This is a genomic window from Streptomyces sp. NPDC017890, from assembly GCF_044328675.1.
GTDB lineage: Bacteria > Actinomycetota > Actinomycetes > Streptomycetales > Streptomycetaceae > Streptomyces.
Map to the genome: position 1 here is coordinate 1 of NZ_JBIRHU010000016.1, position 21,494 is coordinate 21,494.

Sequence of the window (21,494 nt, forward strand, 5' to 3'; positions counted from 1 at the left end):
CCTGCGCGGCCTGATGACCTGGTCGATCAACTGGGACCGGTTCGGGAAGTGGGAGTTCCAGAAGAACTTCGACGCGTACTTCGGCTGACCGGCGGGGGGGGGGGGGGGGGCCCCCCCCCGCCGCCCCCCCCCCCCCCCCCCCCCCCCCCCCCCCCCCCCCGGGGGGTCGTAAACCGGTCAGGTCGGTGAAAGACGTGCTTCGCGGGGAGGGTGGGGGAGGGCAGAGAGCGGTCGGGGGAGGGAGGCGGCGGGGTCGGGAGGGGTCAGTGGATGATGCCCGTGCGCAGGGCCACGGCGACCATTCCGGCGCGGTCGCCGGTGCCGAGCTTGCGGGCGATGCGGGCCAGGTGGCTCTTGACGGTCAGGGCGGACAGGCCCATCGAGACGCCGATCGCCTTGTTCGACTGGCCCTCCGCGACCAGTCGCAGTACCTCCACCTCGCGGCCGGAGAGCTCGCGGTAGCCGCCCGGGTGGCTCGGGGCACCCGGGGGGCGGCGGTGCAGGCGGGCGGCGGCGGCGCCGATGGGGGCGGCGCCCGGCCGGGTGGGGAGCCCGACGTTGGTACGGGTGCCGGTGACGACGTAGCCCTTGACGCCGCCGGCGAGGGCGTTGCGTACGGCACCGATGTCGTCGGCGGCGGACAGGGCGAGGCCGTTGGGCCAGCCGGCGGCACGGGTCTCCGACAGCAGGGTCAGGCCGGAGCCGTCGGGGAGATGGACGTCTGCGACACAGATGTCGCGGGGGTTGCCGATGCGGGGACGAGCCTCCGCGACGGACGAGGCCTCGATGACATCGCGTACACCGAGCGCCCACAGGTGGCGGGTGACGGTGGAACGGACGCGCGGGTCGGCCACGACCACCATGGCGGTCGGCTTGTTCGGGCGGTAGGCGACCAGGCTTGCAGGCTGCTCGAGGAGAACGGACACCAGGCCTCCTGGGGGGCGGGACGGGGCCGGCTCGTGGGGGTGAAGCCGGGACGAACCGTGCTTTCAAGGTCACAGTCGTCTTCGGCACCGAACCCGTTCGCCTTTAGAGGATGATCACGATCTGGTGAGTAACAATCCGAGCAATTCGGACACGCGGTCGATCATTCGAAGACCGAACGGTTCCCTACTTTGTCGATACGGGGCCGAAAGTGGTCGTGTCGACAAAGTGATGGAACGTTTCCCGGGACGGACGAGGCCCGGTGGAAGGGGACGGAGGGGGCTGAGGACGGGGCGCTGAAGACAGGGGTCCGGGGGGTCGCTCAGCGGGACTGCGGGCCGCGTCGTTGCGGCAGCGTCACGATCGACGCGTCGCCCGGCGCGGCCGGCGGCAGACCCGCGACCTGGGCCAGCAGATCGCACCACGAGGCGAGGTGCGTCGCGGTGTCCGGGACGCCGCCCAGCCCCTCGCGCGGTGTCCAGGACGCCCGGATCTCGATCTGCGAGGCGGACGGGCGCTCCGAGAGCCCCCCGAAGTAGTGGGAGCTCGCGCGGGTGACCGTGCCACTGGGTTCCCCGTAGGTCAGCCCGCGCGCCTGCAGCGCGCCGGTGAGCCAGGACCAGCACACGTCCGGCAGCAGCGGATCGGCGGCCATCTCCGGCTCCAGATCGGCACGCACCAGTGTCACCAGCCGGAAGGTGCCGCGCCAGGCGTCGTGACCGGCCGGGTCGTGCAGCAGCACGAGGCGCCCGTCCGCCAGGTCGTCGTCGCCGTCGACGACCGCGGCCTCCAGCGCGTACGCGTACGGGGCGAGCCGCTGCGGTGCGCGTGTCGCCTCCACCTCGATCTGCGGCCGCAGCCGTGCGGCCCTGAGCGCCTCGACGGCGGCCGCGAAGGCCGGCGGTGCCGTGTTCCCCGTATGCCGGGCCTCCTCCTCGGTACCCTTCGGTTCGTCCATTCCGCCAGCGCCGTCCGACAGTCGTCCCTGAGCCGCAGCCATGCGGGGAAGATTAAGGGGAACGGCGCCCCGGCGCAGGGAGAGACACCCGCGTGCGGGCGCGATGTCCGGATCACGTGGTCTCACGCGGCCGTTCGCGGGCGCCCCCGCACCTCGCGCGCGCGGGCGCACCCCGTGGTCGGGCGCCGTCGCGGCGCCGTGCGAAACTTGCCGGTGTGAGTGCCAACCAGAGCCCCGCGGGCAAGCAGCCGACCGCCACGTACGACTCCGCGTTCCTCAAGGCGTGCAGGCGTGAGCCGGTGCCGCACACCCCCGTGTGGTTCATGCGGCAGGCCGGGCGCTCACTGCCGGAGTACCTCAAGGTGCGCGAGGGCATCCCGATGCTCGAGTCCTGCATGCGGCCCGAACTGGTCGCCGAGATCACCCTCCAGCCGGTGCGCAGGCACGGCGTGGACGCGGCGATCTACTTCAGCGACATCGTGGTCCCGCTCAAGGCCATCGGTATCGACCTCGACATCAAGCCGGGCGTCGGCCCGGTGATCGAGAACCCGATCCGCACCCGCGCGGACCTGGCACGGCTGCGCGACCTGACCCCCGAGGACGTCTCCTACGTCACCGAGGCGTTCGGCCTGCTCACCCGCGAGCTCGGCGCCACCCCGCTGATCGGCTTCGCGGGCGCGCCGTTCACGCTCGCGAGCTACCTCGTGGAGGGCGGCCCGTCCCGCAACCACGAGCACACCAAGGCGCTCATGTACGGCGACCCGCAGCTGTGGGCCGACCTCCTGGACCGCCTCGCCGACATCACGGCCGCCTTCCTCAAGGTGCAGATCGAGGCGGGCGCGAGCGCCGTCCAGCTCTTCGACTCCTGGGTCGGCGCCCTCTCGCCCGCGGACTACCGCCGTTCGGTGATGCCCGCCTCGCGCAAGGTCTTCGAGACGGTCGCCGGGTACGGCGTGCCGCGCATCCACTTCGGGGTCGGCACCGGTGAGCTCCTCGGCCTCATGGGCGAGGCCGGCGCGGACGTCGTCGGCGTCGACTGGCGCGTACCGATGGACGAGGCGGCCCGCCGCGTCGGCCCCGGCAAGGCGCTCCAGGGCAACCTGGACCCTGCCGTCCTCTTCGCCACCCCGCAGGCGGTCGAGACGAAGACCCGCGAGGTCCTCGACGCGGCGGCGGACCTGGAGGGCCACATCTTCAACCTCGGCCACGGCGTCCTGCCCGCCACCGACCCGGACGCGCTGACCCGCCTCGTGGAGTACGTGCACACGCAGACCGCTCGCTGAGGCGCCTTCGGGGGCTCCACGGCCCGCACTGCCCGCCCGACGGACGGCGAACCGGCACGTTACTGAACGCCCGCGCCCGGGTGCGCGTATGTCCTCTCAACCGCCCGCGGCCCGGGGAAGGCGGGACGCGGGGACGACGTGAGGATCAGGCGATGAACGAACGGGTCACACCGGCTCCGGCGATGCACGCCCTGCCCGACGGCGAGGCCGAGGTCGCCCTCGTGCTGCGCCTGCCCTGGGAGGACGTCGCCCGGCTCGGTCAGGAGGCCGGGCGGCTGGCCGCGCGGATGCGGCGGCCGGTGACACTGGACGAGGCGGTGAGCCACCGGCTGCGTACCGCACGCGGCGCGGCGCACGCCAGGCCGGCCGGTGAGCAGCCGCCCGCGGTGAACGGCCCGGCACCGGTGACGGCCCAGGCACCGGTGACCACGCCGGCGTCGGTGTCGTCCCTGCCGGCGCGGCCTCCGGCCGAGCAGGCTCGGCAGGCCATCGACCGGATCAACGGGACGGCGTAGCCCCCGTAACCCCAGGGCCCCGTGGCACTCCCTCGGGTCGGACCTGGCGGTCCCCCGGGACGGGCGTAGCCCCCGTAGTCCCAGGGCCCCGTGGCACTCCCTCGGGTCGGCCCCTGGCGGTCCTCCGGGACGGGTGCTCAGGGCTGCCGCTCCACCGCCCTCGCCGCCTTGCGGGCGGCCACCAGTACGGGGTCCCACACCGGTGAGAAGGGGGGTGCGTACCCCAGGTCGAGGGCCGTCATCTGCTCCACCGTCATCCCGGCCGTGAGGGCCACCGCGGCGATGTCGACCCGCTTGCCCGCGCCCTCGCGGCCGACGATCTGGACGCCGAGCAGCCGGCCGGTGCGCTGCTCGGCGAGCATCTTCACCGTCATGGGGGAGGCGCCCGGGTAGTAGCCGGCGCGGCTGGTGGACTCGATGGTGGCCGTCACGAACCGCAGCCCCGCCCGCAGCGCGTCCTTCTCGCGCAGTCCGGTCCGCGCGATCTCCAGGTCGCAGACCTTGCTGACCGCCGTGCCGACCACGCCCGGGAAGGTGGCGTAACCGCCGCCCGCGTTGGTGCCGATGACCTGCCCGTGCTTGTTGGCGTGCGTGCCGAGCGGGACGTGCCGCTCCTGCCCGGACACCAGGTCGAGCACCTCCACGCAGTCGCCGCCCGCCCAGATGTTCTCGTGCCCGCGCACCCGCATGCCCAGGTCGGTCAGCAGCCCGCCGTGGGCGCCCAGCGGCAGACCGGCGGCCCCGGCGAGCGCGGTCTCGGGGCGTACGCCGATGCCGAGCACCACCACGTCGGCCGGGAACTCGGCGTCCTCGGTGGCCACCGCCCGGACCCGGCCGTCGTCCCCGGTGAGCACCTTGGTGACCTCGGCGCCGTTCACCATGGTGATGCCGAGGCCCTCCATCGCCTCGTGCACCATGCGGCCCATGTCCGGATCGAGCGTGGACATGGGCTCCCGGCCGCGGTTGACGACCGTCACCTCGTAGCCCCGGTTGATGAGCGCCTCGGCCATCTCCACGCCGATGTACCCCGCGCCGACGACCACCGCGCGACGGCCACGCGTGCGTGACAGCGTATCGAGCAGCGCCTGACCGTCGTCCAGCGTCTGCACCCCGTGCACGCCGGGCGCGTCGACGCCCGGCAGGTCGGGACGGATCGGCCGGGCACCGGTCCCGATCACGAGCTTGTCGTACGACGTCCAGGACTCCGCCCCGGAATCGACGTCACGCGCGCGGACCCGTCCGCGGGCGAGGTCGATCTCCGTGACCTCGGTCCGCATGCGCAGGTCGATGTCGCGGGCGCGGTGCTCCTCGGGCGTCCTGGCGATCAGGTCGTCCCGGTCGGTCACGTCACCGCCGACCCAGTACGGGATGCCGCACGCCGAGAACGAGCTGAAGTGGCCGCGCTCGAACGCCACGATCTCCAGCTCGTCCGGGCCCTTCAGCCGGCGTGCCTGTGACGCCGCGGACATCCCCGCGGCGTCACCGCCGATCACGACCAGTCGCTCTCTCGTACCGCCCGCAGCACTCATGTTCATGCGAACACGCTACGGGGGCGGGGCATTTCAGTCCCGCGCGCCGCCCTCCTCGCCGGGTGCGGCTTCCCGGCCTGCGGCTTCCCGGCCTGCGGCCTCGGGTGCCGGCCGGGCCGTCGGCAGCGGGGCGGGCGCGGCGGAGGCGGCCGTCGTGGGCGACGCGGGTACCGGCGCCGGGCGGCGCGGCAGCCGGGGCCGTACCACCCGCAGCCACAGCAGCACCAGCAGTGCCGTCACCGCGGCGAACGGCAGGACCGCGCCCAGCGCCATCGCCACCCAGCGCAGCATCGTCACGAAGGCGTCCCAGCCGCCGGCCAGCGCGTCCGTGAACCCGGGGTCGTCGTCCTGCTCCGGCCGCTCCACCGGCGTCTCGGACAGGGAGAGGGTGATGGTGGCCAGGCTCGTGCGGTCCTTGAGGGCCGCCTGCCGGGCGAGCAGCGCCTCCAGTTCCGCCTGGCGCGTACTCAGCTCGCCCTCCAGCGTCACCACGTCGCTCAGTCTCGTCGCCCGGTCCATCAGCTCACGGACGCGGACGACGCTGGCACGCTGCGACTTGACGCGGCTCTCCACGTCCACGACCTGGTCGGTGGCGTCCTGGGCCTTCGACTTGCGTTCGAGGAGCTTTCCGGCGCCCTCCAGCCCGGCGAGCACCTCCTCGTAGCGCTCCACGGGTACGCGCAGTACCACTTCGGTCCGCTCGTTGCCCTCGTCGTCCCTGGTGGTGGTCTCGTCACCGATGTAGCCGCCGGCGTTCTCGGTCGCGGCGCGGGCCGCGTCGAGGGCCTTCGGGGCGTCCTCGACCCGCACGGTCAGGGAGGCGGTGCGGATGATGTGGGCCGGGGCGAGCTGCGGCGGCGCGGTCGCCTTCGCGCCGTCGGCCTCGCCGCCCGCCGCGCCGGCCCGGTCCTCGGCCCGGCCGTCCGCGCGCGCGTCCTCCTGGGGCGCGGCGGCCTCCTTGGCCGCGCCGCCGGAGTCGGAGCTGCTGCCCGACTCACTGCAGCCGGCGACGGCGAGGGCCGTGACCAGGAGCAGGCCGGCCAGGGCACGGGCGGGCGGTGCGGATCGTCGTGCCGAGCGTGGTGCTGTTCGTCGTACGTGCATGGTGGGTACCCCCGAGGGTCGCGGCGACTGACGCTCCTTCGACGCGGGGAGGGGCGCGGACGTTGACGCGGAACGGTTCCGAAGAGGTCACGGTCCAGCCTCGCGGGGCCCGCGGGAGCCGCGGTCTCCCGCCCCCGCGGGACCGGTGGCACGGGCATGGGGGCCACCCGGCCCCGTGGCGGCACCGGTGCGGTCTGGGACGCTGGGGGCATGTGCGCAAGTGAGAGCCCTGCGGGCGAGACGTCCGCGGACATGGGGCATGTCGTCGTCATAGGAGCCGGAATCGCCGGACTGGCCGCCGCCCACCGGCTGCTGGAGAGCGGCGCGCGGGTGACCGTGCTGGAGGCGTCGGACCGCGTCGGCGGCAAGCTGCTGCCCGGCGAGATCGCCGGAGTACGCGTCGACCTCGGCGCCGAGTCGATGCTGGCCCGCCGTCCCGAGGCCGTCGGCCTGGCCCGCGAGGTGGGTCTCGCCGACCGGCTCCAGCCACCGTCCACCGCGTCGGCCTCCCTGTGGACCCGGGGCGCTCTGCGCCCCATGCCGGGGGGCCACGTCATGGGCGTCCCCGGCACCGCCGCCGCCCTGACGGGCGTCCTCTCCGACGAGGGCCTCGCCCGAATCGAGCGCGACGCAGAACTGCCCCGCACCGAGATCGGCGACGACGTGGCGGTGGGCGAGTACGTGGCGGCGCGCCTCGGCCGCGAGGTCGTCGACCGCCTCGTCGAGCCACTGCTGGGCGGCGTCTACGCGGGCGACGCGTACCGGATCTCGCTGCGCTCGGCCGTGCCCCAGCTCTTCGAGGCCGCGCGCGCCCACACCTCGCTCACCGAGGCGGTGCGCGCCCTCCAGGGCCGGACGGCCACCTCCCCGCCGAGCGGCCCGGTGTTCATGGGCATCGAGGGCGGCATCGGCACCCTCCCGCTCGCGGTCGCGCAGTCGGTGCGCGCGCGGGGCGGCGAGATCGTCACCCGCGCGCCCGTGACGGAGCTGCGCCGCACCGCCCCGCACGGCTGGCGGATCACCGCCGGCGACCGGGTGCTGCACGCCGGCGCGGTCGTCGTCGCCGTCCCCGCCCGCCCCGCCGCCGAGCTGCTGCGCGCCGAGGCCCCCGCCGCCGCGGCCGAGCTGGCCGCCGTGGAGTACGCGTCCATGGCCCTGATCTCCCTCGCCTACCGCCGCGTCGACGCGGCCGCGCTCCCGGAAGGCAGCGGCTTCCTCGTGCCGCCGGTCGACGGGCGCACCATCAAGGCGGCCACCTTCGCCTCCCGCAAGTGGGGCTGGATCGCCGACGAGGACCCGGACCTGGCCGTCCTGCGCACCTCCGTCGGACGGTACGGCGAGACGGAGATCCTCGGCCGCGACGACGACGGCCTCGTAGCGGTCTCCCGGCGCGATCTGGCCCAGGCCACCGGCCTCACCGCCGAGCCCGTCGCCACCCGCGTCACCCGCTGGCGGGACGGCCTGCCCCAGTACCCCGTCGGCCACCACGCGCGCGTGGCCCGCGTCCGCGAGCACGTCGCGAAGCTCCGGGGCCTCGCGGTGTGCGGCGCGGCCTACGACGGTGTCGGCATCCCGGCGAGCATCGCGAGCGCGTACGCGGCCGCGGACCAGCTACGAGGTGACCTGCGCGGTGTGGAGCAGCTCACCGCCCACCCGGTGCAGAGCCTGCACGGCGGAGCGGGAGAATAGGGCCATGAGTGACGACGCCTCCACCCCCGCTGCCGACCGGATCCCCAACAAGGGCAAGCTGGCCAAGGACCTCAACGAGGTCATCCGCTACACCCTCTGGTCCGTCTTCAAGCTCAAGGACGTGCTGCCCGAGGACCGTGCGGGCTACGCCGACGAGGTCCAGGAGCTGTTCGACCAGCTCGCCGCCAAGGACGTGACGATCCGCGGCACGTACGACGTGTCCGGTCTGCGCGCCGACGCCGACCTCATGATCTGGTGGCACGCCGAGACCGCCGACCAGCTCCAGGAGGCGTACAACCTCTTCCGCCGCACCAGGCTCGGCCGCGCGCTGGAGCCGGTCTGGTCGAACATGGCGCTGCACCGCCCCGCCGAGTTCAACCGCTCGCACATCCCGGCGTTCCTCGCCGACGAGACGCCGCGCAACTACATCAGCGTCTACCCGTTCGTGCGCTCCTACGACTGGTACCTGCTGCCCGACGAGGACCGCCGCCGCATGCTCGCCGACCACGGCAAGATGGCCCGCGGCTACCCGGACGTGCGCGCCAACACCGTCGCCTCGTTCTCCCTCGGCGACTACGAGTGGCTCCTCGCCTTCGAGGCCGACGAACTGGACCGCATCGTCGACCTCATGCGCCACCTGCGCGCCTCCGAGGCCCGCATGCACGTCCGCGAGGAGGTCCCCTTCTACACGGGGCGTCGCAAGGACATCGCGGAGCTGGTGGCCGGGCTGGCCTGACCGGCCGGGGGTCCGGGGGTTGTCCCCCGGGAGGTGCGGCACCGGGCGTCGCAAGGACATCGCGGAGCTGGTGGCCGGGCTCGCCTGATCAAGCCGTCGGTGCCGCGGCCTGCTTCGGCTGCGGCACCGGACCGGTCGTGGGCCTCGGCTCCGGTTCCCGGCGCGGGGCGCACGACGCGTCCCGCGCCGGGAGGCCGCCGTCCAGCAGGTACGCCTCCAGGTGGCCGTTGACGCAGGCGTTGGGGCCGCCGGCGACGCCGTGCGTGCCGGCGCCCCGCTCGGTCACCAGCACCGAGCCCGACAGCCGCCCGCGCAGCTCCAGCGCACCGCCGTACGGTGTGGCGGCGTCCCGCTCGGCGGCCAGGATCAGCGTCGGCGGCAGCTCGCCCGGCCCGGTGCGCACGTCGAGGGGGTGCTGCCGGGGCGCCTGCCAGTACGCGCACGGCAGGTTCGTCCACACGTTGTCCCAGGTCTCGAACGGCGCCCGGTGCGCCAGCCGCGTGTTGTCCCGGTCCCAGACCTCGAAGTCGGTCGGCCAGGGCGCGTCGTTGCACTCGACGGCCGTGTACACGGCGCTGGAGTTCTCCGCCCGGACCGTCTCCTCGTCGGTCCGCGTCCCCGCTTGGTCGATCAGCGGCTGCGGGTCCCCCTTCAGATACGCCGACAGTGCCTCGGCACGGTGCGGCCAGTAGTCGTCGTAGTACCCGGCCCGCAGGAACGCCCGCTGCAGCTGCGCGGGCCCCACCGTCCCGCCCGCGGGCTCCGCCGCCAGCCGCGCGCTCGCCTCCTCGTAACTGCGCTGCACGGCCTTCGGCGTGTCCCCGAGCCCGTACACGGCGTCGTGCCCGGCGATCCACCGCTTGAAGTCCGACCAGCGGTCCTCGAACGCCGCCGACTGGTCGAGGTTGTTGCGGTACCAGACCTGCTCGGGGTCCGGGTTCACCACCGAGTCGAACACCATCCGCCGCACGTGCGCCGGGAACAGCTCGGCGTACAGCGCCCCGAGATAGGTGCCGTACGACGCGCCCATGAACGTGAGCCTCTTCTCGCCCAGCGCGGCCCGTACGACCTCCAGGTCACGGGCGTTGTTGAGGGAGTGGTAGTGCCGCAGCGCCTCCCCGGCCCGTTCGGCGCAGCCGCGCGCGTACGCCTCGGCCTCGGCGGCGCGCCGCTTCTTGTACGCGTCCGAGGGCTGCGTCGGCGCCGGCCGGGGCTCCTCGACGTGGTCGCCGGGGTCCTGGCAGGACAGCGGTGCGGAGGGCGCGACCCCGCGCGGGGCGTACCCGACGAGGTCGTACGCCGCCGCGATCCGCTTCCACTCGGGCACCATGCCCACCAGCGGAAAGGGCAGTCCCGAGGCGCCCGGACCGCCCGGGTTGTAGACCAGCGCACCCTGACCGGGCACCTTGCGTCCGCTGTCGTCCGGGTCCTCGTGGGTGGCCCGCACCCGGCTGACGGTGAGCCGGATGTGCTTCCCGTCGGGGTGCGCGTAGTCGAGGGGCACGGTGACCGTGCCGCAGCGGATGCTGCCGGGCAGGTCCTCCGCCTCGGGGCACCTGCCGAACCGGATGCCGGCCGCCGCCGCCCGCTCGGCGGCCACGGCGGTGCCGCGCGCCTCGGCGGCCCCGGACTCGCCCGGAGTTCCCTGCGCAGGGGCGGCGGCGAGGGTGGTCAGCAGCAAGGACCCGGCGGCCGAGTAGAGGGCGGCAGCTCGCATCGCGTATCCCTTCGGTGCACGGTGTGTCACAAGGGATGTTTGGTGCGGCGACCGGGCAGGGCAAGCACCGCCCGCGGGTGTCGGCGCCGAGTGCCTCCGTACGCCCCCCGGCGCGTCAGGCCCGGCGCTCCCAGTGGTCCTCGACGTACTCCTCGCGATGGGCGAAGGCCGCGCGCAGGTCCGGTTCGCCGATCGCGTGGACGCCGCGTACGGCGACCGACGTGAGGTAGGTACGGTCGTCCGCGGTGCCGTCGGCGTGCCGGACGAGGGCACCGATCAGCCGCTGCCCGGCCGGGGAGGCCCAGCGCGAGTACGGGTGGACCTCCATCCGCGTGATCGCGAGGCACCCCAGGGTCAGGGTGAGCGGCAGCGCGAACCACAGGGCGATCAGCAGGCGCGGCTGGTCCGGAGGGAGCGGCAACGCCTGGGCGGCGACGCCGAGCGCGCACACGGTCACCGCGGCGACCCGCACCCGCCGGACCCCGGCCGCGACGCCCCGGGAGCCGTCCGGCACGGCGAGGCCCGCGCCGACCAGCCGGTCGGCCAGGCTCCGCACCGCGTCCGCGGTCGCCGCGGCGGCCCGTACCGGCGCTATGCGGGACTGCCCTTCGGGCCCTATCGCCCCTATGACCGACCGCTCCATGTCGTCCCGTCCGCACGGGTCGACGACGGTCGCCCAGCCGGTGTGCGCGAGCAGCAGCCGGCGCTGGCGCGCCATGGAGACCAGCGTCAGGTCGGCGACCCTGCGCGGACCGCCGGACAGGAACGCCGCCTCGTACAGCGTCAGCGCGTGCTCACGGCCGACGGCGTGCGGATCGACGGCGGCGGCGCGCACCGCCGCCAGACACAGCCGCAGACACGCCAGGCCGGCGACGGCCCAGGCCGGCAGGAGGAGAAGGACCCAGAACATGCCGTACTTCTATGCCAAAGGCGTTCGCCGGCGCCATGCCCTGTTCATATTCCGGGACGCAGTGTTGTGGGTCTGTGACGTTCCGTTCGCCGGCGTCCCGACGACGCCGTGACCGGGTCAGCGGCGCAGCAGAACACGCCTGGTTGCACGGGCCAACCGCGCCCCGGGACGCTCCGACCGAGGCACCGGTCCGGAGCGCTCCTGCCACCACTCCCGCAACTCCAGCCGCACATCGAGGTCCTGCGGACGGCCGTTGCGCATCAGGTGCTCGACGAAGTCGAGGGCGTCCCGCCGGTATCCGCCGGTCATCGGGCACCCGTCGGCGTAGGCGAGGAAGGCCCGCCGGTACTCCGGGCCGAGGATCACCGGCAGTTCGGGCGCGACCTTGGCGACCACGTCCGCCCGCTTCCCGGCGAGCGCCCGGGCCTGCACCCCCAGCCGCACCCGGTCGAACCCCTCGGGCACGGGTGTCCCGGCGACCAGCGCGGACAGCAGCGCGGTCTGCGCGAGACCGAGCCGCTGGCGTACGGCGGCGCCGGCGCCGGATCCGGTACCGGACCCGTCACGCGCGGCTCGGGGCGTCGCCGTCCCGCTCCCCGCGAGCGCCGTGGCCGACGCCCGCCCCTTCTCCACGGCGGCGCGGATCGCCCGCACCTCGTCCTCGAGCTCCTCCCCCTCGGGGAAGTCCTCGTCGCGCTCCAGCAGTACCCCCGGCGGCGCCACGCGCGAGGCGAGGTCGGCCAGGATGTCGAGCACCGGCTGCGGAACGGGGTGGGCGTGGCTGTCGTGCCAGACGCCGTCCCGCTCGAAGCCGCCCGCGACATGGACGTAGGCGATGGCCTCCAGCGGCAGTGCGGCGAGCGCCTCGGCCGGGTCCTCACCGCGGTTGACGTGGTTGGTGTGCAGGTTCGCCACGTCGATCAGCAGCCGCACCCCTGTCCGGTCGGCCAGCTCGTACAGGAACTGTCCCTCCGTCATCTCCTCGTCCGGCCAGGAGATGAGCGCGGCGATGTTCTCCACGGCGAGCGGCACGGGCAGCGCGTCCTGGGCGATGCGCACGTTCTCGCACAGCACGTCGAGGGCGTCGCGGGTGCGCGGCACGGGCAGCAGGTGCCCCGCCTCCAGGAGCGGCGAGGCGGTCAGCGGCCCGCCCGCCCGGACGAACGCGATGTGCTCGGTGACCAGCGGCGACCCCAGCACCTGAGCCCGCTCGGCCAGCGCCGCGAGCCGCCCGGCGTCCGGCCGTTCGGCACCGCCGAGGCCGAGCGAGACGCCGTGCGGCACGACGGTCACCCCGCGCTCGCGCAGCCGCAGCAGCGAGTCGGGCAGATGTCCGGGGCAGAGGTTCTCGGACACGGCCTCGACCCAGTCGATGCCGGGCATCCGCTCGACGACGTCCGCGATCTCCGGACGCCATCCGATACCGGTTCCCAGCCGCGTCATACGATCCATGTCCCGTCCCCCTCCTGCGCGCATGCCGGGGGTATCGCCCGCCGGGCCCGGCCCGAACCCCGGGGAGGGCATGTTCAGAGCATTATCTGAGGTTCGCACCGCCCTTGGGCTCCGGTCATGGCGACGCACGAGCACGAGAGCACGGAGCCCGTCGACCTCTGCCTGCCCGACGGCAGGCTCGATCCGGCGGCCGTCGGCTGGTCCGGGGTGCCGCTGCATCGCGCGAACCTGCGGGGCCGGGGCCACTACGACGGCCGTATCCGCACCGACGACGGAACCAGGATCACCGTCGAGCGACTCCTGGGCTTGGCCGAGGACGTCCACATGCGCTGGTGACGGCACTGTCACGGCTCGGTGCGGTGCGGCGCCGGGGGCTCTCGGTCAGCCGGTGCGTGCGGGCCTCACCGCAGCCCCGGATGGTCCGCCACCACCGTGCACGACCCCGGCGCGATCTCCGTGTACCCGGCGTCGCGGACCACCGGCAGGCCGCTGGTGGTGAGGCCGCTCCAGCGGGCCGGGTCGGCGGTGCGTACCGCCAGCGGGAAGCCCGCCTCGCGCCACGCCGCCCGCTCGCCGTCGGACAGCTCCCACCAGGCGAGCTGCGCGCCGTGCCCGGCCTGGGCCATCGCCTTGCCGGCCGACATGTCCAGGTCGGGGCTCATCCAGAGCACCGGCGCGGACAGGTCGGCGTCGACCGGCGGCTCCGGGTCGTCGAGGTCGGTGCCGGAGACCTGCAGCCGGGCCAGGTCCTTGGGCCAGCCGTCCAGCGGAACCGGCGGGAAGACCCGCACCTCGGCCGTCTTCCCGGTGACCGTGATGCCGGGCAGCGCCTCGGCCCGCCGCCACTCGGCGCCGCGCGCCCGCCGCACGACCTTGCGGATGCGCGCGTCCTGCCAGTCCCGCATCGCCCGCGCCCACTCGCCCTCGCCGGTGGACCGCTCGTCGCCGAGCATCACCAGCACCGCCCGGGCCGCGGTCTCCAGCGCGTCGGTACGGGGCGGCGGTGCCGCCCGCTCGATACGCACGACCAGCGGCAGGACGAACTGCGGCGCGAGGTCGCGGTCGCCGGGCTCGGGGCGGAAGGGGCTGTCGGGGACGGGAGTCGTCGGATCGTTGCTCACGCCCACCAGTCTGCCAAGTCCCGGGCGCGCGAGAGGATGACCCCATGCGACGTGAGTTACGGCTGGACGGCGTCGGCCGTCGGTACGGTCCGCGCGGCCCCTGGGTCCTGCGCGGCGTCGATCTGAACGTGGCGCCCGGCACCCTCGTCCGCGTCGAGGGCACCAACGGCACCGGCAAGTCGACCCTGCTGCGCCTGCTCGCCGGGATCGACGCCGCCACCGAGGGGCGGGTCACCGGCCGGCCGCGCACGGCGTACGTCCCCGAGCGCTTCCCGCCCGCCCTGCCCTTCACCGCCGCCGCCTACCTCACCCACCTCGGCACCGTGCACGGGCTGTCCCGCCGGGCGGCGGCCCGCGCGGCCGGGCAGTGGCTGGAACGGCTGGGGGCCGCCGGGTACGCCGCCACGCCGCTGGCCCGGCTGTCCAAGGGCAGCAGCCAGAAGGTGGCCGTGGCGCAGGCCCTGCTCGCCGAACCGGGACTGCTCGTGCTCGACGAGGCCTGGACCGGACTCGACGCCGACGCCCGGGGCGAGTTGGAGCGGGCGGTCGCCGAACGGACGGCCGCGGGAGGCGCCGTCGTCTTCGTCGACCACGACCCGCGCCGCCTGGCCGACGCACCCGACGCCACGTACACCGTGCGTGACGGCACCCTGCACCGCCGTACCGGACACCCCGACGTCCCGGCCGGTCCGCTGGTCGCCGTCCGGGTGCGGGGGACGCCCGGCGGTGGCCTGCCCGCCGACGCGGTGCGGATCGCCGCCTCCGCCGAGGAGACCCGCCCCGGTTCCTACGCGCTCACCGTCCCCGCCTCACACTCCGACGTCCTGCTGCGCACGCTCCTGAGCGCGCGGCCCCCGTGGCACGTGGTGAGCGTGCGCACCCAGGAAGGCCCGCGATGACCGCCCTGCTCCGCTACCAGGCCGCCCTGCTGCTGCGCTCCCAGCGCTGGCTCGCGCCCGTCGTCCTCTACGCCGCCGCCCTCGGTATCGGGGTACAGGGCGGGCAGCCGGTCCTCGACTCGCTGGGCTGGGCGGCGGCCGTGCTGCTGCCCGTCGCCGCCTGGCTGGTGCGGATCTGCGTCACCGGCGAGCCGCCCGCCGCCCGGGGGTGCGTGTCGGCGGCGCGGGGCCCCGCGCGGGCCCATCTGGCGTGCGTGCTGGTGGCGTTCACCGCCGCGGTCGTGCTGGGTGCGGCCGCGACCGTGGTGGTCACGCTGATCAGCGACCCGGTGAGCACCGACCACGGCACGCGCGTGGCCCCGCTGCCGGCGGGCGGCGCCGGGCTGCTCGCCGCGCTGGTGTGCGCCCTGCTCGGCACCGCCGTGGGCGCGCTCACCGCCTGGCCGCTGCTGCGTTCGCCGGGTCGCGCGGTCCCGGCGCTGCTGCTCGCGGCCCTGCTCGCGCTGGTGGCGTCGGGGTCCCCGGCGCGGGCGGCGGTCAGTGGTCTGGTCACCGGATCGAGGTCGGGCGACGTACCGCTGCCGCTGCTCCCGCTGGCCGCGGCGGCCGTCATCGCCGCGGCCGCGACCGCCGCGGCCTGTGCGCTCAGCTCGCGCAGACCGGCCTGAGCCCGTGGAACACCGGGCGGGTCAGCCCGAGCAGGCCGTGCGCTGGGCCTCCTGCCACTCGCACACCGGGCAGTAGGTGATGCCCTTGTACGACTCGGGATACTCCGTCGGCTCCCGGCACAGCACGCACTCCGCGTACGGCGGGCCGTCGGCCTTGGGCGGGCGGGTCGCGTCGATCAGACAGTAGTCGTTCGGACCGTGGTCGTCGTCGCTGCTCATTCCTCCAGGGTAGGCCCGTCAGGCGCGGCCGTTCGCGGCGTCGATCAGCTCCGAGACCTTCACGAAGCGGTAGCCCCGGCGGCGCAGCTCGGGCACGATCGTCCGTACCGCCTCCTCGGTGACCGGGGCGGCGCTGCGGGTGCAGTGCATGACGACGACCGACCCCGGCCGCACCCCGTCCAGTACCTGCCGGGCCACCGCGTCCGCGTCCGTCGCGAACGCGTCCCCGCTCACCACGTCCCACTGGACGGCGGTGACACCGGTGGCGGTCAGCTCGTCGAGGGCCGCCCTGTCGTAACAGCCGCCGGGGAAGCGGAAGTACGGCATCGCGTTCCGCACTCCGGCCCTCTCGAACGCCGCGTAGGCGCGCTCCACGTCCGACCGCATCCGCTTCTCGGGCACGGCCGGCAGGCCGTAGCAGTCGCCGGTGTAGGCGTAGTGGCTGTAGGAGTGGTTCGCGATCTCGAACAGCGGGTCCCGGCCGATGGACCCGGCCTCGTCCGGGTACTCCTCGGCCCACCGCCCGGTCATGAACACCGTGGCCGGCACCTTCAGTTCCCGCAGGGTCGCGATCAGCCGCGGATTGTCGAACCGCTCGCCCGCCGCCGCCCGCGCCCCCTGGTCGGCGGTCATGTCGGCGTCGAAGGTGAGGGCGACCGTCCTGCCGTCCGCGCGCGGACCGTGCTCGAAGACGGGCGTCAGCCCCGCCGGCCCGGGGGCGAGTGTCGGAGGCCGGGATGACGCCGGCTCGGACGGGGCGGTGGAGGGCGCGGTCGGTGCGGGGCGCGGGGCCGGCGGGGCCTCGGCGGTACCGCAGGCGGCGAGGGTGGTGCCCAGAGCGCACAGTACGGCCGCGCGCCGTACGAGAGTGATCACCGTACGAACGTATGGGTCTGTTGTTCTGTATGTACGACTGCGAGGGGCGACGTGCCCGAGGGATCACCCTCCCGGATCAGCGCGGCTCGGCGACGGTCAGATGTCCCGCTGCTCCAGCGGCTTCGTCGCCGGGCCCTCGATCACCTTGCCGTCCGTGCCGAAGCGGGAGCCGTGGCACGGGCACTCCCAGGCGCGTTCCGCCGCGTTGAAGCTGACCAGGCAGCCGAGGTGGGTGCAGCGCGGTGAGACGGCGTGCAGCGCGCCCGCCTCGTCCCGGTAGACCGCGAGCCGGTCACCGCCCGCCCGGACGACGGCACCCTCGCCCGGCGGCAGGGCGTCCACCGGCGGCGCGGGCCGCAGCCGGTCGCCGACGAAGTGGCGGGCGACCTCGGCCTGCGTCTTGAGGAACGTGGGTGCCTCACGCACCGCCGTGCGCAGCCTGCGCGGGTCGTACAGCTCGCTCCACGCGCACTCCTCGCCGTTGATCTGCGCGGTGAGCAGCCGGCCCGCCATCATGCCGCCGCTCAGCCCCCAGCCGCCGAAGCCGGTGGCGACGTACGTGTGGTGCGCGCCCGGGTGCAGCGGGCCGACCATCGGGACGGTGTCCGTGGGGTCGATGTCCTGAGTGGCCCAGGCGTAGGTGAGGTCGGTGCCCGGGAAGTGCTCGCCGGCCCAGGCGGACAGGCGGTCGAAGCGCTCCCGGGTGTCGCCCGTGCCGGGCGTGAAGTGCTCCCCGGTGACGACGAGCAGCCGGCGGCCCGCGTCCTCGCCCGTGCCGTCCAGGGGCGCCGTACGGACCGAGCGGGTGTTCTCGTCCGGGGTGATGTACATGCCGTCGACGTCGCGGTCCGCCTCGATGCTCCCGGCGACGACCAGCTCCCGGCGCGGGGAGAGGCGGGCGAAGAGCAGCGCCCGGTCGAAGATCGGGTAGTGCGTGGCGACCACGACGTCCCGGGCGGTCACCGTCGCTCCGGCCTCGGTCGACACGCGGCACGGCTCGCCCTCGTCCAGCCCGTGGACGGTGGTGTTCTCGAAGATCCGCCCGCCGTGCGCCTCCAGGTCGCCGGCGAGGGCCAGCAGGTACTTGCGCGGATGGAACTGGGCCTGGCCGGTGACCTTCACCGCGCCCGCGACCGGGAACGGCAGCCCCGTCTCGGTCACGAACGACGCCGGCAGCCCCGCCTCCTTCGCGGCGGCCGCCTCGGCCCGCAGCTCGTCCACGCGGCCCGCGTCGCAGACGTACGTGTACGCGCTGCGGGTCTCCCAATCGCAGTCGATGCCCAGCTCGGCCACGATCTCGGCGGCGTGCTCGATCGCCTCGGACTGCGAGCGGGCGTACAGGCGGGCGCCCTCGGGGCCGCGGGTGCGGCGCAGCTTGTCGTAGACCAGTGTGTGCTGGGCGGTCAGCTTGGCGCTGGTGTGGCCGGTGACGCCGGCGGCGACCCGCCCGGCCTCCAGCACCGCCACACTGCGCCCGGCCCGTGCCAGTTCCCAGGCGGTGCTGAGACCGGCGACGCCGGCGCCGATCACGGCGACGTCGACGTCGAGGTCCTCCGCGAGGGCGGGGCGCGGTGTACCGCCCGGTGCGGTCTGAAGCCAGTACGAGCCGTTGACCTGCGGATTCTCCGTCATGCGGCCTCGGGTACCCCGTAGTCGCGGCTTCAGTGACCGGGCGGCGCGCCACCGCTGCCGGGCGTGTCGTCCGCTACCCGCGCCAGGGGCCCGTCACCGCGAACGTCGTCCCGGGCGTGTAGCAGTTGACGTACATCGTGGCGCCGTCGGGGGAGAAAGTGACCCCGGCGAACTCACCCCACTCCGGTTCGTCCGGCGTTCCGATGTTCTGGGCGCCGCGGGCCATCGCGTACACCTCGCCGCGCCTGGTCACGCCGTAGACGTGCTGGGCGCCGTTGCCGTCCTCGCAGACCATGAGGCCGCCGCTGGGGGCCAGGCAGATGTTGTCGGGGGACTCGCCGGGGAGCCGCACGTCGGTGTCCGGGCCGAAGACGATCACCAGGGTCAGCCGGCGCCGCTCCGGGTCGTAGCGCCAGATCTGACCGTAGTGGTCGCCCGCCGACCCCTCCGCGCTGCGGGCGAAGGACGACACGAAGTACACGCTGCGCCCGCCCCAGTAGCAGCCCTCCAGCTTCTGCGCGTGCGTGATGCCGCCCCGGCCGAAGTCCTGGTGCCGGATGGGCGTCCCGGCGGCCAGCGGGTCGGGCACGTCCACCCACTCGACGCCGTCGAAGCAGGCGCCCGTGTCCTGGATCGAGGACAGGTCGGGTACGCCCGGTACGCGCATCGCCTGGAGCCGGCCGCCCGCCCGCAGCGAGCCCGTGCCGCCCAGCGGCTTCTCGGGCAGGAACCGGTAGAAGAGACCGAACGGCCGCTCGAACGCGTCCTCCGTCTCGTACACGACGCCCCGCCGCGGGTCCACGGCGACCGCCTCGTGCTGGAAGCGGCCCATCGCGGTCAGCGGCACCGCGCCGGTGCGGTGCGGGTCGGCCGGGTCGACCTCGAAGATGAAGCCGTGGTCCTTGGTGTAGCCGTTGGTGCCGGCCTTGTCCTCGGTCTCCTCGCAGGTCAGCCATGTGTCCCACGGGGTGGGCCCGCCTGCGCAGTTCACCGCCGTACCGGCGATCGCGACCCGCTCGCCCTGGACGTGGTTGCGGGAGTCCAGCGTCAGCGCCGTACAGCCGCCCTTGCCCTCCGGGTCGTACGTCAGACCCTCGACCGTGGGGACGGGAACCTTGCCGCTCGCGCGGTTCTCGTGGTTGCGGACGAGGTGGACGCCGCCGTCGCGGCCCCCGTGGCGGTCCCGGGAACGCGCGGCGAAGGCCGCCATGCCGTCGTGGTTGGAGGGGACCGGCCCCTCGCCGGAACGCATCTCGTCGCCCTCGCGGGACAGGACCCGGTAGCGGAATCCTCTGGGCAGGTCGAGCAGGCCGTCGGGGTCGGGGACCAGGGGGCCGTAGCCGGTGCGGCCCGGGGGCTGCGCGGCGGCGGTGCCGGCGAAGAGTTCGGAGAGGGCGCCGGTGAAGGCGATGCCTGCGCCCAGGGCCCCCGTGCGGGCGAGCACCTGGCGTCGGGTTGCGGACATGGGAGTGACCTTCCTGCTGGCGGACAGGACTGTGACCCGCTGTGTCTATCATCTGACCGGAGTCCCGGGAACCACGCGCGTAGAACGTGTCACTGCTCGACCGTGCGTTGCAGGGCTTTCTCCAGGAACCGCGGTAACGAACGCAGTTGCGGGGCAGCGGGCGTCCCGGGCATCTCCCGCGCCCCGCTGCCGCGGCGACATGCCGGACGCCCGGTCCGAGGCCGTGCCCCGGACCGGGCGCCGTCACCGGCGGATCGTCCGCACGGGCGGACCCTCCGCACCGGTGGGACTACACGGCCGCCGCCGTCGCCGGTTCGGTGACCTTCACCGGGTCCGTGCCGGTGGCGCTGTGCCGCTCGGCCCAGTTCTCCAGCGCGGTGCGGCAGGCGTGGTCCAGGTGGTGCAGCCCGGACAGGTCCAGCTCGACCGGGCGGTCCTGCGGCAGTGCCTCCAGGCTCTCCAGGATCTTCGGCAGCCGGAGGAACGTCGCGTTGCCCGTGAGGTGCGCCTGGATGGGGCCGGAGCCCTTGTCGACGACCTCCAGCTTGAGGTGGGAGGCCTCCCAGGCGGTCTTGGCCACCGACAGCGCCAGACCGATCAGCACGCCCTCGAACATGTTCACCGCGACGATCGACACGGCCGTGACCACCAGGATCAGCGCCTCACCCCGGTGACCGCGCCACAGCGACACGATGCCGCGGAACGGGATCAGCTTCCAGCCCGCGTGGAGCAGGATGCCGGCCAGCGCGGGCAGCGGGATCAGCGCCAGCGTGGACGGCAGCAGCGCGGCGAACAGCAGCAGCCACACGCCGTGCATGACCCGGGACGCCTTGGTCCGCGCGCCCGCGCTCACGTTGGCGGAGCTGCGCACGATGACCGCGGTCATCGGCAGCGCGCCGAGCAGACCGCACACCGTGTTGCCCGCGCCCTGCGCCATCAGCTCCTTGTTGTACTCGGTGCGCGGGCCGTTGTGCAGCCGGTCCACCGCGGCGGCGCTGAACAGGCTCTCCGCCGAGGCGATCAGGGTGAAGGCGACGATCGTGCCGAGGATGCCCACGCTCGCCAGCTCGCCGAAGGCGTCGGCGCCGGGCGGCTGGATCGAGTCCAGCAGGCCGTTCACCTCGACCGTCGCGACCGACAGGCCGAACGCCGCCGTGACCGCCGTGGCCAGGGCGACCGCGGCCAGCGCACCCGGCACGGCCCGTGCCCGCTTCGGCAGCCGCTTCCACGACACCATCACCGCGATGGTGCCGGCGCCGAGGGCGAGCGAGGTGAGCGCCTCGGTGCTGCCCAGCGCGTCGGCGGCGGCCCCGGGCAGCCCGGTGATCTTGTCGAGGCCGGAGGCGGGCGCCGCCAGCCCGGCCGCCGAGTACAGCTGGCCGGCGATGAGCACGAGGCCGATACCGGCCAGCATGCCCTCGACGACCGAGAGGGAGATCGCCCGGAACCAGCGCCCCAGCTTCAGGGCGCCCATCGCGAGCTGGATCAGGCCGGCGGCCAGCACGATCACGCCGAGCGCGGGCAGCCCGTACTCGTCGACCGCGCCGAAGACCAGCACCGTCAGGCCGGCGGCCGGACCGGACACCTGCAGGCTGCTGCCCGGCAGGAGGCCGGTGACGATCCCGCCCACGATGCCGGTGACGAGGCCCAGTTCGGCCGGCACACCGGAGGCGACGGCGACGCCCACGCACAGCGGGAGGGCGACCAGGAACACGACGAGCGAGGCGGTGAAGTCCTGCCGCAGGTGGGGGAACTTCCGGGGGTTCTCGGGGTTCTCGGGTATGGCGTCCATGCCGT

General features: G+C 74.4%; 19 protein-coding genes and 1 pseudogene. 7 read left to right on the forward strand and 13 right to left on the reverse strand.

The genetic code is table 11. From position 1 onward, the window contains the following. Positions 1-263: 263 nt before the first annotated feature. Both ACH4F2_RS21340 and ACH4F2_RS21345 read right to left on the reverse strand, forming a co-directional pair. Positions 264-926, reverse strand: coding sequence for a response regulator transcription factor (locus ACH4F2_RS21340; protein WP_003972894.1), 663 nt, complete (start codon positions 924-926; stop codon positions 264-266). A gap of 320 nt (positions 927-1,246) precedes the next feature. Further along, positions 1,247-1,924, reverse strand: a complete 678-nt coding sequence (locus ACH4F2_RS21345) for a DUF3000 domain-containing protein (protein WP_398134280.1) — start codon at positions 1,922-1,924, stop codon at positions 1,247-1,249. 173 nt (positions 1,925-2,097) lie between these two features. Between ACH4F2_RS21345 and hemE the strand changes: the two genes are divergently transcribed. Both hemE and ACH4F2_RS21355 read left to right on the forward strand, forming a co-directional pair. Further along, positions 2,098-3,165, forward strand: coding sequence for a uroporphyrinogen decarboxylase (gene hemE, locus ACH4F2_RS21350; RefSeq protein ID WP_398134281.1), 1,068 nt, complete (start codon positions 2,098-2,100; stop codon positions 3,163-3,165). 152 nt (positions 3,166-3,317) lie between these two features. Next, positions 3,318-3,680 carry a hypothetical protein gene (locus ACH4F2_RS21355; RefSeq protein WP_398134282.1) on the forward strand — a complete coding sequence of 121 codons (363 nt, stop codon included), beginning with the start codon at positions 3,318-3,320 and terminating at the stop codon, positions 3,678-3,680. A 137-nt stretch (positions 3,681-3,817) separates the two neighbouring features. Here the strand turns inward: ACH4F2_RS21355 and ACH4F2_RS21360 are convergent, their stop codons facing one another. Together ACH4F2_RS21360 and ACH4F2_RS21365 are read right to left on the reverse strand one after the other, a co-directional pair. Further along, a complete protein-coding gene (locus tag ACH4F2_RS21360; RefSeq protein ID WP_398134283.1) occupies positions 3,818-5,215 on the reverse strand; it encodes an FAD-dependent oxidoreductase in 1,398 nt (465 codons plus the stop codon). Positions 5,216-5,242: 27 nt separating this feature from the next. Then, complete coding sequence (locus tag ACH4F2_RS21365) at positions 5,243-6,313, reverse strand: DUF4349 domain-containing protein (protein ID WP_398134284.1); 1,071 nt, start codon at positions 6,311-6,313, stop codon at positions 5,243-5,245. 210 nt (positions 6,314-6,523) lie between these two features. On the opposite strand from ACH4F2_RS21365, the gene hemG reads away from it, so the two are divergent. Beyond that, a complete protein-coding gene (gene hemG / locus ACH4F2_RS21370; protein WP_398134285.1) occupies positions 6,524-8,002 on the forward strand; it encodes a protoporphyrinogen oxidase in 1,479 nt (492 codons plus the stop codon). Between the two features lie 4 nt (positions 8,003-8,006). After that, positions 8,007-8,738, forward strand: coding sequence for a hydrogen peroxide-dependent heme synthase (gene hemQ, locus ACH4F2_RS21375; protein WP_398134286.1), 732 nt, complete (start codon positions 8,007-8,009; stop codon positions 8,736-8,738). A gap of 88 nt (positions 8,739-8,826) precedes the next feature. On the opposite strand, the gene ACH4F2_RS21380 is transcribed toward hemQ, so the two are convergent. The 3 genes from ACH4F2_RS21380 to ACH4F2_RS21390 all read right to left on the reverse strand — a co-directional run bounded on the left by ACH4F2_RS21380 (position 8,827) and on the right by ACH4F2_RS21390 (position 12,808). Then, positions 8,827-10,455, reverse strand: coding sequence for an alpha/beta hydrolase (locus ACH4F2_RS21380; RefSeq protein ID WP_398134287.1), 1,629 nt, complete (start codon positions 10,453-10,455; stop codon positions 8,827-8,829). Positions 10,456-10,570: 115 nt separating this feature from the next. Continuing rightward, the gene (locus ACH4F2_RS21385) at positions 10,571-11,365 is read right to left on the reverse strand and encodes a TIGR04222 domain-containing membrane protein (protein ID WP_398134288.1); all 795 of its coding nucleotides are present in this window, start codon (positions 11,363-11,365) and stop codon (positions 10,571-10,573) included. Between the two features lie 117 nt (positions 11,366-11,482). Then, positions 11,483-12,808 carry a DUF692 domain-containing protein gene (locus tag ACH4F2_RS21390; protein ID WP_398134462.1) on the reverse strand — a complete coding sequence of 442 codons (1,326 nt, stop codon included), beginning with the start codon at positions 12,806-12,808 and terminating at the stop codon, positions 11,483-11,485. Between the two features lie 126 nt (positions 12,809-12,934). Between ACH4F2_RS21390 and ACH4F2_RS21395 the strand changes: the two are divergent. After that, positions 12,935-13,060: pseudogene (locus ACH4F2_RS21395) on the forward strand (DUF2804 domain-containing protein); the annotation flags it as partial. Between the two features lie 158 nt (positions 13,061-13,218). Here the strand turns inward: ACH4F2_RS21395 and ACH4F2_RS21400 are convergent. Beyond that, complete coding sequence (locus tag ACH4F2_RS21400) at positions 13,219-13,938, reverse strand: peptidyl-tRNA hydrolase (RefSeq protein WP_398134289.1); 720 nt, start codon at positions 13,936-13,938, stop codon at positions 13,219-13,221. Between the two features lie 44 nt (positions 13,939-13,982). Between ACH4F2_RS21400 and ACH4F2_RS21405 the strand changes: the two genes are divergently transcribed. After that, positions 13,983-14,837 (forward strand): ATP-binding cassette domain-containing protein, encoded by an 855-nt coding sequence (locus ACH4F2_RS21405; protein WP_398134290.1) that lies wholly within the window; start codon positions 13,983-13,985, stop codon positions 14,835-14,837. Next, entirely contained in the window at positions 14,834-15,505 is a 672-nt protein-coding gene (locus ACH4F2_RS21410) for an ABC transporter (protein WP_398134291.1), read from the forward strand. Before ACH4F2_RS21405 ends, ACH4F2_RS21410 begins: the two co-directional genes overlap by 4 nt. A gap of 21 nt (positions 15,506-15,526) precedes the next feature. On the opposite strand, the gene ACH4F2_RS21415 is transcribed toward ACH4F2_RS21410, so the two are convergent. The 5 genes from ACH4F2_RS21415 to ACH4F2_RS21435 form a co-directional block, all read right to left on the reverse strand. Next, positions 15,527-15,724, reverse strand: coding sequence for a hypothetical protein (locus tag ACH4F2_RS21415; protein ID WP_398134292.1), 198 nt, complete (start codon positions 15,722-15,724; stop codon positions 15,527-15,529). Positions 15,725-15,742: 18 nt separating this feature from the next. Then, a complete protein-coding gene (locus tag ACH4F2_RS21420) occupies positions 15,743-16,600 on the reverse strand; it encodes a polysaccharide deacetylase family protein (RefSeq protein WP_398134293.1) in 858 nt (285 codons plus the stop codon). Positions 16,601-16,696: 96 nt separating this feature from the next. After that, entirely contained in the window at positions 16,697-18,232 is a 1,536-nt protein-coding gene (locus ACH4F2_RS21425) for an FAD-dependent oxidoreductase (RefSeq protein WP_398134294.1), read from the reverse strand. 73 nt (positions 18,233-18,305) lie between these two features. Continuing rightward, on the reverse strand, positions 18,306-19,697 hold the full coding sequence (locus ACH4F2_RS21430; protein WP_398134295.1) for a PhoX family protein: 1,392 nt from the start codon (positions 19,695-19,697) through the stop codon (positions 18,306-18,308). A gap of 289 nt (positions 19,698-19,986) precedes the next feature. Further along, positions 19,987-21,489 (reverse strand): SulP family inorganic anion transporter, encoded by a 1,503-nt coding sequence (locus ACH4F2_RS21435; RefSeq protein ID WP_398134296.1) that lies wholly within the window; start codon positions 21,487-21,489, stop codon positions 19,987-19,989. Positions 21,490-21,494 lie beyond the last annotated feature (5 nt).

Coding starts and splice junctions, on each gene's coding strand:
- ACH4F2_RS21345 (WP_398134280.1), bottom strand. CDS start 1,924: ATGGCTGCGGCTCAGGGACGACTGTCGGACGGCGCTGGCGGAATGGAC.
- ACH4F2_RS21355 (WP_398134282.1), top strand. CDS start 3,318: ATGAACGAACGGGTCACACCGGCTCCGGCGATGCACGCCCTGCCCGAC.
- ACH4F2_RS21360 (WP_398134283.1), bottom strand. CDS start 5,215: ATGAACATGAGTGCTGCGGGCGGTACGAGAGAGCGACTGGTCGTGATC.
- ACH4F2_RS21365 (WP_398134284.1), bottom strand. CDS start 6,313: ATGCACGTACGACGAACAGCACCACGCTCGGCACGACGATCCGCACCG.
- hemG (WP_398134285.1), top strand. CDS start 6,524: ATGTGCGCAAGTGAGAGCCCTGCGGGCGAGACGTCCGCGGACATGGGG.
- hemQ (WP_398134286.1), top strand. CDS start 8,007: ATGAGTGACGACGCCTCCACCCCCGCTGCCGACCGGATCCCCAACAAG.
- ACH4F2_RS21380 (WP_398134287.1), bottom strand. CDS start 10,455: ATGCGAGCTGCCGCCCTCTACTCGGCCGCCGGGTCCTTGCTGCTGACC.
- ACH4F2_RS21385 (WP_398134288.1), bottom strand. CDS start 11,365: ATGTTCTGGGTCCTTCTCCTCCTGCCGGCCTGGGCCGTCGCCGGCCTG.
- ACH4F2_RS21390 (WP_398134462.1), bottom strand. CDS start 12,808: ATGACGCGGCTGGGAACCGGTATCGGATGGCGTCCGGAGATCGCGGAC.
- ACH4F2_RS21405 (WP_398134290.1), top strand. CDS start 13,983: ATGCGACGTGAGTTACGGCTGGACGGCGTCGGCCGTCGGTACGGTCCG.
- ACH4F2_RS21410 (WP_398134291.1), top strand. CDS start 14,834: ATGACCGCCCTGCTCCGCTACCAGGCCGCCCTGCTGCTGCGCTCCCAG.
- ACH4F2_RS21415 (WP_398134292.1), bottom strand. CDS start 15,724: ATGAGCAGCGACGACGACCACGGTCCGAACGACTACTGTCTGATCGAC.
- ACH4F2_RS21425 (WP_398134294.1), bottom strand. CDS start 18,232: ATGACGGAGAATCCGCAGGTCAACGGCTCGTACTGGCTTCAGACCGCA.
- ACH4F2_RS21430 (WP_398134295.1), bottom strand. CDS start 19,697: ATGTCCGCAACCCGACGCCAGGTGCTCGCCCGCACGGGGGCCCTGGGC.
- ACH4F2_RS21435 (WP_398134296.1), bottom strand. CDS start 21,489: ATGGACGCCATACCCGAGAACCCCGAGAACCCCCGGAAGTTCCCCCAC.